This is a genomic window from Rhodococcus sp. DMU1 (assembly GCF_012272955.1).
In the GTDB taxonomy this organism is placed as follows: domain Bacteria; phylum Actinomycetota; class Actinomycetes; order Mycobacteriales; family Mycobacteriaceae; genus Rhodococcus; species Rhodococcus aetherivorans.
In genome coordinates, this window is the sequence record NZ_CP050953.1 from 487,224 (window position 1) to 501,330 (window position 14,107).

The following is a 14,107-nucleotide window of genomic DNA, read 5'->3' on the forward strand; positions in this document are numbered from 1 at the left end:
AGCGTCGTGACCGCCACGCAGATCCGGGACGTCGTCGGACGTCTGCGGGCGGCCGGACAGCACCACGACGAGGACTGGGGCATCCTGCTGATCTTCGACTGAAGGCTACGACCTCCCCCGGTCGGCGTTCATCCTCCTCGATCTGCCGGTGGTCGTGCTGGACGGCTGCGCAGTGACCGGGCGCTGCGCTCTCCGCCGCCGGGCGGCCCGGCGCCCACCGTGGCACGGGCCGCAGTTCCGCTTCGCCGACCCGACCACCTGACCCCCACCCGCGGCCCCCACCGCCACCGTGACCGACCGCTACGGCACGGCTGTGTCCGATGCGTGGAACGAATTGCACCCCAGGCTTGCCCACCGAGGGGGGTGGTCCGAGCATCCGGGTCCGCCACCGATCGTCGAGGACACGGTGATCCGGCTGACCGTCGAGCATCTGCCCGGAAACCGGCATCCGGCCCCGGTGTGCCTGTGGTGTCGAACCCGACGATCGGCGGGGGTCACATCGATCGACTGTCGCAGAGGTTTCTGCACCGCTTCTTTCCTCGAACACCCCTTCAAAGATGTTCAAGCAGACCCTGGGGGTGGACCGTGCCGAAGATCCGCAATCCCGAGGCGGCCGATCGCTGCACCTGGATCGTGCTCGTGGCGCACACCCAACTGCGGCTCCTCCGGCCCCTGGCCGAGGACCTGCGCCGACCCGGGGAGCGACCGCGGCCGCCAGCCGGCTGACCCCGGCCCGGGCCCGCCGCGGGTTCGGTGCATCCCCAGGCGATACCCACCCCGGCCGGTACACCGAAACCCTCCCGATCCGGTCCCGGACGACCCTTCGGCTCGAAGGACACCCGACCCGCACCGCGCAGGAACCAGCCGGAGTCAGCCGCACAGGTCAAAAATCCAGCCCAAGGATCGCGACGTTGCCGCAGACCGCGGACCGTCGCTACTGAGCTCAACGACAGCGTAGAAAAATACTCTCTTGACAGACCATCGATAGATAAACAAATGTAGGGACATGCATTCTCAAGGTCCAGGACATGCATCGCTTGGCAAGTAGAACCCCACCCCAGCCGCGGAGTTTGCACACCTGAATGCCCCTCGTCAGGCGTCGCGATCCGCCCTGGGCGCCAACTCTTGAGCCCAGCGGCCGGGGGCGGGGACGCACGCTCCACCTATCCCCCCACGCGACAGCACCGACCACAGCGGAGCCGACATGACTCCCGCCGCAGAAGTCGGCCTCTTACGAAAGGTGAACCATATGTTCGTTAGATACAAGGCCGTGCGCGGCGCGGTCGGCCTGGCGGCGCTGGCATTAACGCTCAGTGCATGTGCCGGGGCTGGCGGCGGTTCGACAGCCACCTCTCTCGAGGAGATGGAGCCGACGACGCTGTCACTCCACACGGCCGTGCCTGTGGGATCCCCCGACGGCAAGGCCCTGACCGCCTTCGCCGAGGATGTCGCGGAGCAGACGGGCGGGAAGGTGGAGATCGAGAACTACTTCTCGGGTTCCCTCGTCGCCGGCGATCAGGATCTCCAAGCGTTCAAAGCCGGCGTGGCGGACATGGGTATGCTGCTTTCCAGCTATCACCCCCAGGACCTGCCGGTAGCGAACTGGTTCGGGCAGATGCAGTCACTGCGTTCCGACTCCACCCCCCATGGGTTCCTTCAGGCGCGAGCGTCCTTGGCCAGGATGTGGTCCACCTCGGACGCCTTGAATCAGGAAATCGAGGCCCACAACCTCGTGGCATTGGGAGCCCCGACCGTAGGAACGAATTTCGGCCTGCTGTGCACCAAGCCGGTGACCTCGCCCGAGGAAGCCAAGGGCGTCTCGGTCCGTACTGGTGGGCCAACGTGGTCCAATGAGGCAGCGGCCATGGGCTTCACTCCCGTGTCGATGTCGATCCTGGAGGCGTACGACGCGATGCAGCGCGGGGTAATCCAGTGTGTAATGGGTAGCGCGACAACCCAGATGGCGTACGGATTTTGGGACATTGCGAAGTACTGGCACTCGGTTTCGACGAGCGGTACCGCTGCGACGGTGCTGGTCGTCAATGCGAACACTTGGAGGAGCCTGCCTCCGGACGTTCAACAGATTATTCAGAATGCGGCGAACACCTACTCTGGGCGAGCGATGCAAAACGGTCTAGACGACTACCGAATCTTCGGGGAGGAAGCCAAGGAACGGGGAGTGACGTTCGTGGACCCCAGGCCCCTGAATAAGCCCCTCGACGAGCACCAGGCGACCGTGATGGGAGAGTTGGCCTCCACGGCGCCCGCAACGGTCACCGATCCGGACAGGTTCATCGACGATTGGCGCGCAGCTTTGGACTGGGGGATGGAAGTGGCCGTCGATAACGTCGGGCGCGAACCTAACGAGTCCTACGCCCCGGACGATATTCTGAATGGATACCTCACCGGGCCAGACGATTTTGACCTGGAGGCTTTCACCGCTGCTGTACGCGGCAACGCGGGCAACTGATATCGACTGAACTTCCCAAGGTCTGCTCGTGCTGCGTCGAGGTAGTCTCCCACCCTCGGTAGGTTCGATTCGAGGCGTCGATCGCCCGGCCGCATGTGTATGAACAGAGTCCGCGTCCGGCTGGTCGTAGGCCCAGTGCAGCAGGGTCTTCGCTCACAGTCATGAAGCCTTCGGTGTCACCGCCATCAGATTGGTCGAGTAATGGGTGCGGCCGCGCTGCTGAGATGCATCCGGCAGGAGTGTGCCAATCGCGGTCACGAGGCCGGCGTGGACGTCGGAAGTCACCAACTGCACCAACGGCGTGTTCCGGAAAGCCCCCACCTGGGTGTGGAGTTCCTTCGCTGTCAACGACACTTGTGACTTCGACGACGAGGTGATACCCAACTGTCGACGAGTTGCCATTCTTCGGGTCGAGGCACCGAGCAGATGGCACACGGCGATCGCGTTCAACGTTGCTCGCGCCGCCGGTGTCGCCGCCTCGGCCCGGTACGCCCGCGCCCGCTGGGCCACGCTGCGTAAACACCTGATCAACGTCCCGGCCCGGATCACCTCTTCCGCTCGTCGACTGAACCTGAATCGACCCACCGACTGGGCATGGAAACAGGTCTAGCCCAACCTGTTCTGCACCGCAACCAGCCCACCCGCAGCCACCACCTAACCGCCGACCCGAACGGGTCACGACCGAGGACACCGGTGGAAACGCCGGACAGACCGGCGAGACACTCATGCCCGAATCCGGAACAGTGTCCGAAACAGCCGGAGACCAGACTCGGATCAATGACGGTGGATCAGGGCTGATCCGTCCACCCATGCACACCACGTTTGCAAAGGAGACTCTGCGATGTCATCCAACCGATCACAGAAGCCCGGAATCACACGCCCCCGAAGGAATGGGACCGCTCGACCCGATAGTGGCGGCAGCCTCACCGACGCCGACCTCGCTGCGGTGGTCCAAGCGCTGACAGGTACACACCCCGTCCACTCGGATCAGTAGCGTCCACCCACACGTTGGCGTAGCACTTCGTGAGATGATGGCGCTCACTGAAAGTGGATCGGGAGTGTGTCCCTAGAGATTACCAACGGATTGGTCGACCAGATCTTCGACCAGTGCGCCCGGGGAAATGCGCTGAACGCCAGCACCTGTGCCTTGGCCTGGTCCATCAACGGACCGATCTCGGGAAACCGGCCAGCCAACTGATCGCGGACCTCGTCCCACGTCGAGGCGGCGGTTGCGGGATCGGGCTGGGCGAGGATGGTGCGACACACCGTCGCGACCATGTCGGAGTGCGACCTGGGGCACGTGCGGGCAGGTTGCGCGCGAAATTCCCTCGACACTGCTGCTGCCCGGCCCCGGGAAGCAGCGGCGCAGCGCCGCGACCAGGTCGGCGTGCTGGTCGCTGATGACCAGCCGGACACAGGACAGGCCGCGGCGCCCCCTCCGATGCGAGGAAGCCGCGCCGGAACACCTCGTCCTCGCTGTCCCCCGATATCGAGGCCCGGCACCTCACGCATCCTCGGCGGTGATCCCGGTGGCGACCACGACCGTCATCGAGGTCACCTGCGAGGAGGTGCCCGCGTACGTGCAGATAGGTCGCGTCGAGGTAGACGTACGGAAACGTCGTGTGCTCGAGCGAGCGGGGTGCGCAGCGTGCCGACGACCTCACCCGAGGCCGGTGCAGATCCGCGACACGGCGGAGGTGGACATGCCCGAGTCGATTCCGAGGGCTGCGACGAGGTCGTCCACGCTGCGGGTGGAGACTCCCTGCACGTAAGTCTGCATCTCGACCGGGTACAGCGCCTGGTCGATCCGTCGGCGGGGTTCGAGGATCGAGGGGTAGACCGAGCCGGTGCGCAGGCTCGGGATCCGCAGTTCGACGTCGTCGGCCGGGGTGGTCACCAGCCGTGGCCGGGCTCGGGTGCGTTCGATTGTGCGTGATTCGGTGCGCTCGTAACGGCCGGCGCCGATCTGTTCGGTGGCTTCGGTTTCGATCAGTTCTTGCCGTGACCCTCCGGACCGATTCACGGATCAGATCGACTCCTTCTCCGGCACCGAATGCACCCGAGCAGCCCGGACAGGGCAGACTGGGAAAGGGACATCGGTGGACCTCTTTCTTCGATGCGTGCTTGGCCGTACACACCGAAGATCCCGCCGATGGTTCCCTTCTACGTCGGAGCCGCGCCGCTCGGTCCCAAACCCCACCACTCCACGGGACGCTACGCCATGATCGAAGCGATGCGTCTACTCGATAGGGCGTGGGACGCAGTCTTGATCCCTCCATGTCTGTGCACATGGCACGGGACGCGGACCGGGCACAGCGCTCAGACGGTGCGGGCAGCGCGTTCGCGACGTATCTTCCCGGTGTTCATGTTCCGGAAGACGTTGGCCGGCCGCGTGGTGCGCAGGCGGTTTCCCGGCGGACGCCCCGCGGTGCGTCGGAGCGGCGCGGCTGATCTGCACTGATCAGATGATGCTGTCGGAACGAAACGCGTCGATGTCGTCGGGGGCGTAGCCCAAATGGGCGAGGATGTCGTTCGTATGTGCGCCGAGAGCTGGGACGGGACCGAGGTGTGCTTCGACGCCGCTCAGGGTGGCGGGCGGCAGTAGGGCACGCACGGGGCCGCCCGGAGTGTCGATCCGACGCCAGCGATCACGTCCCTCCAGAGAGGGGTGGGCTAGGAAGTCGGAGACGGTCCCGAGTCGGCCGTTGGCGATCGCGGCTTTGTCCAACATGGCCAACGTTTCCTCGGTGGTGAACCGGCGCAAGCGTTGAGCGATGGCCTCGTTGCACTCGCGGCGGTGCGTTACCCGCGCCGAATTGCGTGCGAACCGCGCATCGTCGGCGAGTGACTCGTCACCGAGTACGTCGGTGCAGAAGGTGCGCCACTCGCGTTCGTTCTGAATTGACAGCAGGATGGTGCCGTCCGAGGTCGGGAATGGACCGTAGGGGGCGATCGTGGCGTGCTCGGCACCGACGCGGTCGGGTTGCCAACCTCCGTACTCGGTGTAGTACGCCGGCGCGCCCATCCATTCGCCTATCGCCTCGAACAGGGCAACTTCGACGGCGCGGGTGATGCCGGTGCGCTGACGCTCGTACAGGGCGGCAAGTATGCCGCTATAGGCGTACATTCCGGCGGCGATGTCGGCGATCGACACACCAACGCGGGAGGGGTGTTCCGGGGTGCCGGTCAGCGACATCAGCCCCGATTCGCCCTGGACGAGCATGTCGTAGGCCTTGCGGTCCGACCACGGACCGGTATTGCCATACCCGGAGATGTCGCAGATAACGATCCCGGGATGCCGCTCGGCGAGCGAACCGGCGTCGAGCTTCAACCGGGCTGCCGCCCCGGGCGCAAGGTTCTGCACGAACACATCGGCGCTGGCCAGCAGGCGCTCGAGGATGTCGAGCCCCTGCTCCGACTTCAGGTCCAGGGTCAGAGATTCCTTGGAGCGGTTGAGCCAGACGAAGTAGCTCGCTTCCCCGTGCACCGTCTCGTCGTACCGGCGGGCGAAGTCCCCGGTATCGGGACGTTCGATCTTGATGATCCGGGCCCCCAGGTCGGCGAGCTGCCTCGTCGCGAAGGGGGCGGCAACGGCCTGTTCGATGCTGACGACCGTGATGCCGGCCAAGGGGAGGGTGTTCGTCAAAGCCATACTTCCGCCTCTCAAATGTGCGGCCATAATTACATAACTGCAGTTCTGCGACAATACAAATCAGTTGATCACCTTTACAGTGGCACGCCGAGAGCGCCGGCTCCGGGTCATCGCTCGGCGGAGCGGATGGACATTCCACCCCTCACCGGCGCCCAATGCCACAAATGTACGGCCAATATGGGAGACTTGGGGAAGCGCAACGAAGCTTCAAGGACTGGCGATCTCGCCATACAACGTGGATGCCCCGTGCGTCACACCGTTGCGCGGAGTGACATTCGGTCGTTTTCCCAAACTTTGGCCGTACGAATTGGTGGCGCTGTGGAGTGCCCCGACACGGAAGAAGTCCCCATGAGCTACAACCTCAACGACGAAGAATCGTTCCTGGTCAAGACGGTGCGCGAGTTCATCGACCGGGAGGTCAAGCCGTCGGTGCAGGAGGTCGAGCACGCAAACGAGTACCCCGAGAAGTGGATCGAGCAGATGAAGCAGATCGGGATCTACGGGCTGGCGGTGCCGGAGGAGTACGGCGGGATGCCGGTGTCGATGCCGTGCTACGCGCAGGTCACCGAGGAACTCGCCCGCGGCTGGATGTCGCTGGCCGGCGCGATGGGCGGGCACACCGTCGTCGCCAAGCTGCTGTCGCTGTTCGGCACCGAGGAGCAGAAGCGCACGTACCTGCCGCGGCTGGCGACCGGTGAGGTGCGGGCGACGATGGCGCTGACCGAGCCCGGCGGCGGCTCGGACCTGCAGGCGATGACCACCACCGCCCGCCGGGACGGCGACGACCTGGTCATCAACGGCGCCAAGACGTGGATCACCAACGCCCGCCGCGCCGGGCTGATCGCGCTGCTGTGCAAGACCGACCCGGCCGCCACCCCGCGGCACAAGGGCATCTCCATCGTCCTGGTCGAGCACGGGCCCGGCCTGACCGTCTCGCGGGATCTGCCCAAGCTCGGCTACAAGGGCGTCGAGAGCTGTGAGCTGAGCTTCGACGGCTACCGTGCCCCGGCGACGGCGATCCTCGGCGGTGAGCCCGGCCGGGGCTTCGCGCAGATGATGAAGGGTCTCGAGACCGGCCGCATCCAGGTCGCGTGCCGCGCCCTCGGTGTCGCAGCGGCCGCGCTCGAGGACTCCCTCGCCTACGCGCAGCAGCGCGAGAGCTTCGGGCAGCCGATCTGGAAGCACCAGTCGATCGGCAACTACCTGGCGGAGATGGCCACCAAGCTCACCGCGGCGCGGCAGCTGACCCGCTACGCGGCGGAGAAGTTCGACAGCGGCGAGCGGTGCGACATGGAGGCCGGCATGGCCAAGCTGTACTGCTCGGAGATCGCGATGGAGATCGCGCTGAACGCGGTGCGCATCCACGGCGGCTACGGCTACTCCACCGAGTACGACGTCGAACGCTACTTCCGCGACGCCCCGCTGATGATCGTCGGCGAGGGCACCAACGAGATCCAGAAGGGCGTCATCGCGTCCCAACTGGTGGCCCGCGGCGGCCTGTGACCAGCCGTCACTAGGATTCATGGTCGTCATGGGCGAACGCGACACGGAACCGGCGTACGCGCAGCTGTCGCGACGGCTGCGCGAGGCCGTCGACGCCGGTGAGTACCGCGGCGGCGTCCGCCTGCCCACCGAGGCCGAACTCGCGCAGCGTTACGGGCTGAGCCGGCAGACGGTGCGGCGCGCGTTCCAGGACCTCGTCGCCGACGGCGTCGTCTACCGGGTGCCCGGCCGCGGCACGTTCGCCAACGAGGACGGGCGGCGCTACCGGCGCCAGCTCGGCTCCATCGAGGACCTGCTCGACCTCGCCGCCGACACCACGATGGAGATCGTCGCGCCGCTGCGCCGCGGCGTGCACATCGAGGCCGCGAGCCGGCTGCGCCTGGACACCGATCTGGTGCACGCGGTGGTGCTGCGCCGCGTGCACGACGGGATCCCGTTCGCGCTGACCACCGTGTACCTGCCCGATCACGTGGCCGCGCACGTGCAGGGCGCTTCGGAGCTCGCGGCCGGGGCGTCGAGCCGGAACACGGTGATGGGCCTGCTCGAGCCGTACCTCGAGCACCCCATCGTCGAGGCGGCACAGACGATCACCGTCGCGCGGGCCACGGAAGAGGTTGCGCGCGAGCTGAACTGCGGGCCCGGACATCCGCTGCTGCGGGTGGACCGGCTGTACTCGAACGATGCGGGCGAACCGACCGAGCTGTCCGTCAGCTACTTCCTGCCCGAACACTACACATATCGTTCCACCTTGCGTCGACAGCGACCGCACGCCCACCATGGGTAAGACTACTCGATACCGGTGAGAAGGCATCTGAAACACCGGGGCGAGGTCACGACGTATGGATGAGTCGGCGTGAGAGCGTCATGATCGTGGCGACGTGCACCATTGCCTCGTGACGGCCGGGGCGGGTCTCGTCGTCGCGCACGCAGCGGCGGTGCTTGCACAGCCAGGCGAGGGTCCGCTCGACCAACCACCGCCCAATAGGCCAGATCGATTCGAAGGAATGAGTCTGTGAAATCTCCTGCACCGCTGAAAGGTCTGAGGATTGTCGAGTTCCTCGGCTTGGGGCCCGCACCGTTCGCATGCATGATGCTTGCAGACCTCGGAGCCGACGTGGTAACTCTGCATCGTCCGAATGCGGAGATCCCTGCGCTAGTGCGCAATCGGATACCGATGGAAGTCGATCTCAAGGATGAGGGCTCCCTACGGTTGGTCCGGGACGCGATCCGATCCGCCGACGTCCTGGTGGAAGGATTCCGGCCGGGCGTGATGGAGCGTCTCGGCCTCGGCCCCGCCGATCTCGCGACTGTCAACGACCGGTTGATCTATGCGAGGATGACCGGGTGGGGTCAGACGGGTCCGGCGGCACCCACCGCCGGGCACGACATCAACTACATCGCACTGTCGGGCGCGCTACACTCCGCGACGCGCAGCGGAGGTGTTCCGACGCCACCGGCCAACCTCCTCGGTGACTTCGGTGGCGGAGCAATGTATCTTGTCTCCTCCATACTCTCGGCCGTGTACGAGCGGGACCGCACAGGCCGAGGCACGGTCCTGGACATCGGCATCTTGGACGGGACCACGTACCTGACGTCGATGCTGCACGAATATCGTTCTACCGGAAAATGGTCCGACGAATCCGGCACCAATCGGCTCGACACGGGCGCTCCCTACTACGACGTCTACCGTTGCGCGGACGGAAAGTTCGTGGCGATCGGAGCGCTCGAGGACTCGTTCTTCGCCGTCCTGCTCGAGATTCTCGGGCTGGAACCCGAACTGGCGCAGGGGCGCCACAACCCGGAGGTGTGGCCTGCACTGCGTGAGAGGATTGCCTCGGCGGTCGCCACGAAGACCCGCGACGAGTGGGGCGAGATCGCTGCTCCCACCGACGCTTGCCTGACACCGGTTCTCGACCTGGCCGAGTCGCACGGTCATCCGCAGGTCCGCGACCGCGGTATCCTCGAGCCGGACGGTCGCGGTGGATGGACCCCGCGCGTTCCCGTCGGATACTCCGCCACCGCCACGTCGTCCGCCGACCTGCTCCGTTCGTGGCTAGGCAGTGCGGGACGGAGTCGAGACCTGCGGCCCTCGGCGGAACGCTTGTAGCTGCGTCGAGGGATGAATTCCTTCAGGCCGGTTCGGGGTTGCGGAACCGGCCCGAGGGATCATCTGCCACCGGGCGGCCAACTCATTCGACGAGTTCGTAGATCGTGGCATTGGCGGTGCGTCCGCCTTCACAGCTCGTCTGCGGACCGTACCCGATACCCTTGTCGCGCGTGTGATGGATGAGGCGGGGTCCTCAGGATCGCGCCCGACGCACCGAGTGGATGTCCCACGGCGGTGACTCCACCGAGCGGATTGATCCGGCCTAGGTCTTCTCCGAGTTCGATCTGCCCCGCGCGTGGAACCGGAGCGGACGCTTCGTTGTTCTCGACGACACCGATGTCGTTGATGGTGAGCCCGGCCCGGACGACCTTTCGGGTCGCCCTGCCCTTCCACGGGGTGCACCGTCGTGCTGACGAACGGGCCCAAGCCCTCACTGGGCATCGACGTCCCGTCTCAATGGTCCGGACGATCGAGTCCTGCCAGGCGTCGACGGTGCGGGCCAGCGCGGTGACCTCGGGCACCGAGCGGGCGGCACAGAACTTGTAGAACCGATGCAGGGCGGCGCGGATCTCATCGCGCAGCACACCGGCGCGTGGTGCACGCGAGCAGATCCCGCAGGAGCTCTTTCGCGACCCACACGGCGGTGATTTCCTCACTCGGATCCGCGGGCGAGCAGCCTGGTGAACAACCTGGTGCGCTGCTCGCCGGTGGGAGTTCCGGCCCCGCGCAACAACTGGCGTCGGTTGATCCCATTCGACGTCGGGCTTGCGTCCGCCGGCCGCGCTGGGTCGAGGTGACCCGCCGGCGTACCGCGTCGACGACCTCGTTGGCTCTCTTGACCGGGGGAACCGGTCGACCACGACTACTTCAGCAGTCCAACCATCGAGACCAGTTCACCAGCGCGTCCAGCAGCGGGCTCATTCCCGCGGCCAGATGCGGTCCGCACCAGCCGCCCGACAGGGCCCACAGGTGTTCGAGGACCTCCCGAGAGTCGTTACTGTAATTGCGCGGCTCGGCTTTTCGTCGATCGATCCGGGTCGCGTTTGGAGTCCTGGTGGCGCTCTTGACCAGCAGGTGCCGCGCCTGCTCCTGTGACGGGCCGGTCAGCGCGCAGAACTCATCGCGCACTCGGCCCTTGTCCTTCCTCGACGCTCTGGCGTACTGCCCGGCGTACTTGCGGGTGACCTCCACCGTCGTTGACCTCGACAGATCCGATCCCATCTCCTCATCATCGATCCGGAACCCGTCATTTTCGCGGCTACCGATGGGTGAGGAACCAGGTCACGTTCGCGGCTGTCGTGCGCGAGGGTCGTCGCGCTCTTGACCACGTGTGAGCGAAGCCATATTGTGCTGATCACACGATCGTCGAGGGTCCGATAAATGTGGACTCTAGTTGTGCGCATGGTCAAGCCGGTACATCCCCCGGCCGGGCGAGTGACGTTCGTGCACAGGCAAAGCCGCCCCAAGGAGTAAACAAATGAGTGAAACAGTGGCTACATCCGGCCGCGGCCCCGTGAAAAAGGGGCGTATGTCGCGGAAGAATACCGCCGCGGCCAGTGTGGGCTCGGCCATCGAGTTCTACGACCTCAGTATCTATGGCTACCTGGCGGCGACCTTCGCTCCCCTGTTCTTCCCGTCCGACTCGGCTGCGGCGTCTCTGATCGCGGCTTTCGCGGTATTCGGTGTCGCCTACCTGGCGCGGCCACTAGGGGCGGTCTTTTTCGGTTGGATCGCCGACCGGATGGGACGTCGGCCAGCGCTGGTCGGCACGATCCTGACCATGGGCGTATCAGCAACTCTGATCGGCCTACTGCCGACGTACGCCACGATCGGCGTCGCTGCCCCCATCCTGATGCTGTTGCTACGGATGGCGTCGGGACTCTCCGCCGGGGGTGAGCTCTATAGTGCTGTCGCCTTCACGTCGGAGTCTGCCCCGGCAGGGAAGAAGGGATTTCACACCTCACTCGTCGTTGGCTCAACATTCATTGGGTTCTCGTCCGCAGTCTTCGTGGTCGCCATTGTCTCCTCCGTCTTGTCTGCGGAGCAGATGGTGACCTGGGGCTGGCGCATCCCGTTCCTGATCTGCCTCCCGCTGACCATCGCCTCGATGTGGCTGCGGAGGCAGATCCACGAGTCGGAGGAGTTCGAGAAGAAAGTCGTCGCACAGGCCCGGATCAAGCAGACGATCCCGCTCGTTGACCTCTTCCGTAATCACTGGCGGTCCGTCGGAAAAGTGTTTCTGATCGCGGTCGCCATCAATGCGCCCACTTACCTGGGCCTGACCTACCTTGCCAGCTACTTCGTGGTGAACCGTGAGCTCCCGAGCACTAGCGTGTATCTCCTGGCCGGTATCGGCGTCCTTGGCTCGGCACTGCTCAGCCCGGTAGCGGGCATGCTGGTCGACCGACTCGGTCGTCGGTTCACGCTAGCCCTCGGGCTGGGCATGTCCGTCGTTCTGACCTATCCGCTCCTGCTGCTGATGACTCTGACTGAAAGTATCTTCCTGCTCGGCGTCCTCTACTTCGTGTTTATGGCGATGGTGCCGTTCTATAACTGCGCAGCGGTGCAGTTGTTCGTCGATATATTCCCGACCGAGGTGCGTACCACGGGCGCTGCAGTCGGTCAGAACGCCGGCACGGCGCTTGCCGGCGGATTCGGGCCGGTCATCGCTGCGTCGTTGGTCGCAGCTACCGGAAGCCTCGCCGCCCCGTCATTCTTTGTCATCGGCGCCGGCATATTGGGCCTTATCGTCCTCGTATTCACGCCGCTGAAGCACGGGAACGGTTCTGCGCACACCAAGGACATTCTGGAACCTGCGGCATCATCGGTTGCGTCTCAGGATTGATTCTGTCAGTAGGACAGCGCAGGCCGGATGTCAGACGCCGCCCAAACATACGCGTCATGGCTGAGAAATTCGAGTGGCATTAGACAATCTATGGTCAGACTACTGCGCTTGCAAATACGCCGACGCGTCAGCAAAGGTCTATTTCTTCTAGGCTCTGAGTTATGCCGAGGGCCGGTTGCGCAGTTCGAATGAGAGGAAAACGAAGTGGGCAAGCTAGACAATAAGGTCGCGCTGGTCTCGGGGGCTGCGCGTGGGCAAGGCCGCAACCACGCCTTGCGACTCGCCGAGGAGGGCGCAGATATCGTCGCGGTCGACCTGTGCCAGGACATCGCCACGGTGCACTACCCGTTGTCGCGCCCTGAGGATCTCGACGAAACGGTAAGACTGATCGAAAAACTCGACCGTCGCGTCGTTGCCCGTCAGGCCGACGTGCGAGACCCTGTGGCGCTGAGTTCGGCGGTGAACGACGGTATTGCTGAGTTCGGGCGCCTCGACATCGTGGTTGCCAACGCTGGCATCGCCCCGCTGGGCGCAGATGTTCCGCCGATCGGCTTCATGGACGCGGTGAATGTCAATTTCATCGGAGTGGCCAATACGGTGACGGCTGCATTGCAGCACCTCGGTAAGGGCAGCTCGATAATCTGCACCGGATCCTTGGCTGCCTTTCTCACCCGTGATGCAGGGCCAGATGCCAATGGCCCTGGTGGCGCCGGCTACACCAGCTCGAAGAAATACCTCGCACAATTCGTTCATGACCTTGCTTTGCAGTTGGCACCACACAATATCCGCGTCAACGCTGTGCACCCAACGAATTGCGATACCGATATGCTGCAAAGCGCACCCATGTACAAGAGCTTCCGGCCCGATCTCGCCGAACCGACGAGGGAGGACGCGTTGGAGACCTTCCCAATGATGAACGCGCTTGGTGGTGTCCCCTGGGTGGAAGTTGACGACGTATCGAACGCGGTCCTTTTCTTAGCCTGTGACGACTCTCGCTTCGTCACGGGGCTCCAGTTGCGCGTCGATGCGGGCGGGTACCTGAAGGTGCGCGACTACACGCCCTAAAAGTGCTGATCACTGGAAGTGAGGTGTGAGAGCGTGTCGTCGATTCGACAAGCTCATCGCACCCGTCGATTCCGACCCAGCATCCCGCCCGAGCAGACCTGGATCAAGATCCTGTTCGGGCACGGCAAGAGTGAGGGGTCCCATCCTGCAGTTGAGCACCGGCCCCGGCACGATGGCGTCCAAGTTCGATGAGGTCCGAGACAAGTGCAACACGTGCAGGCTCCAGCCAGGATCGGTTACGTCACCCGGGCGCGGAACACTGAGGACTCGGTGAAGCCATCTGCCGACGTCGCGACGTCCGCCCGCCAACGCCGGCTCGACTACCGCCGAGGGAAGACAGAAACACAACCATGAGCACGACCGGCCCTGACCGGCTATTGACCCGGCGGACTACCGAATTGAGGCCAGACACACCTCAGTCTATCGATCCCGGTCCTGAACAGCGAGCCACGCCAATCGCAAAGG

The 14,107-nt window shown here is 64.8% G+C and carries 8 protein-coding genes and 5 pseudogenes; 6 read left to right on the forward strand and 7 right to left on the reverse strand.

The window, feature by feature from the left end:
• The first annotated feature begins 1,204 nt into the window (after positions 1-1,204).
• Positions 1,205-2,470, forward strand: a complete 1,266-nt coding sequence (dctP, locus tag HFP48_RS30210; RefSeq protein ID WP_168580982.1) for a TRAP transporter substrate-binding protein DctP — start codon at positions 1,205-1,207, stop codon at positions 2,468-2,470.
• Here the strand turns inward: dctP and HFP48_RS31910 are convergent.
• From HFP48_RS31910 to HFP48_RS30225, 3 genes and pseudogenes are all read right to left on the reverse strand, one after another.
• A pseudogene (locus HFP48_RS31910) lies at positions 2,371-2,911 on the reverse strand (transposase); the annotation flags it as partial. The gene dctP and the pseudogene HFP48_RS31910 overlap by 100 nt on opposite strands.
• 636 nt (positions 2,912-3,547) lie before the next feature.
• Positions 3,548-4,567, reverse strand: a pseudogene (locus HFP48_RS30220) (IS256 family transposase); the annotation flags it as partial.
• Positions 4,568-4,931: 364 nt separating this feature from the next.
• A complete protein-coding gene (locus HFP48_RS30225) occupies positions 4,932-6,122 on the reverse strand; it encodes a CaiB/BaiF CoA-transferase family protein (RefSeq protein ID WP_168580984.1) in 1,191 nt (396 codons plus the stop codon).
• 348 nt (positions 6,123-6,470) lie between these two features.
• Between HFP48_RS30225 and HFP48_RS30230 the strand changes: the two genes are divergently transcribed.
• Together HFP48_RS30230 and HFP48_RS30235 are read left to right on the forward strand one after the other, a co-directional pair.
• Entirely contained in the window at positions 6,471-7,625 is a 1,155-nt protein-coding gene (locus HFP48_RS30230; RefSeq protein WP_168580985.1) for an acyl-CoA dehydrogenase family protein, read from the forward strand.
• 19 nt (positions 7,626-7,644) lie between these two features.
• A complete protein-coding gene (locus tag HFP48_RS30235) occupies positions 7,645-8,409 on the forward strand; it encodes a GntR family transcriptional regulator (protein ID WP_168580986.1) in 765 nt (254 codons plus the stop codon).
• 46 nt (positions 8,410-8,455) lie between these two features.
• On the opposite strand, the pseudogene HFP48_RS30240 reads toward HFP48_RS30235, so the two are convergent.
• Positions 8,456-8,602 (reverse strand): annotated as a pseudogene (locus HFP48_RS30240) (IS5/IS1182 family transposase); the annotation flags it as partial.
• Between the two features lie 35 nt (positions 8,603-8,637).
• Here HFP48_RS30240 and HFP48_RS30245 point away from each other — a divergent pair.
• Positions 8,638-9,732 carry a CaiB/BaiF CoA-transferase family protein gene (locus HFP48_RS30245; protein WP_282597492.1) on the forward strand — a complete coding sequence of 365 codons (1,095 nt, stop codon included), beginning with the start codon at positions 8,638-8,640 and terminating at the stop codon, positions 9,730-9,732.
• An 82-nt stretch (positions 9,733-9,814) separates the two neighbouring features.
• On the opposite strand, the pseudogene HFP48_RS31915 reads toward HFP48_RS30245, so the two are convergent.
• From HFP48_RS31915 to HFP48_RS30255, 3 genes and pseudogenes are all read right to left on the reverse strand, one after another.
• Positions 9,815-10,112 (reverse strand): annotated as a pseudogene (locus HFP48_RS31915) (acetyl-CoA C-acetyltransferase); the annotation flags it as partial.
• 66 nt (positions 10,113-10,178) lie between these two features.
• Positions 10,179-10,572: pseudogene (locus HFP48_RS31920) on the reverse strand (transposase); the annotation flags it as partial.
• 27 nt (positions 10,573-10,599) lie between these two features.
• Positions 10,600-10,953, reverse strand: coding sequence for a transposase (locus tag HFP48_RS30255; protein WP_168580988.1), 354 nt, complete (start codon positions 10,951-10,953; stop codon positions 10,600-10,602).
• 256 nt (positions 10,954-11,209) lie between these two features.
• Between HFP48_RS30255 and HFP48_RS30260 the strand changes: the two genes are divergently transcribed.
• Both HFP48_RS30260 and HFP48_RS30265 read left to right on the forward strand, forming a co-directional pair.
• The gene (locus HFP48_RS30260) at positions 11,210-12,577 is read left to right on the forward strand and encodes an MFS transporter (protein ID WP_168580989.1); all 1,368 of its coding nucleotides are present in this window, start codon (positions 11,210-11,212) and stop codon (positions 12,575-12,577) included.
• 204 nt (positions 12,578-12,781) lie between these two features.
• Positions 12,782-13,642 (forward strand): mycofactocin-coupled SDR family oxidoreductase, encoded by an 861-nt coding sequence (locus tag HFP48_RS30265; RefSeq protein WP_168580990.1) that lies wholly within the window; start codon positions 12,782-12,784, stop codon positions 13,640-13,642.
• Positions 13,643-14,107 lie beyond the last annotated feature (465 nt).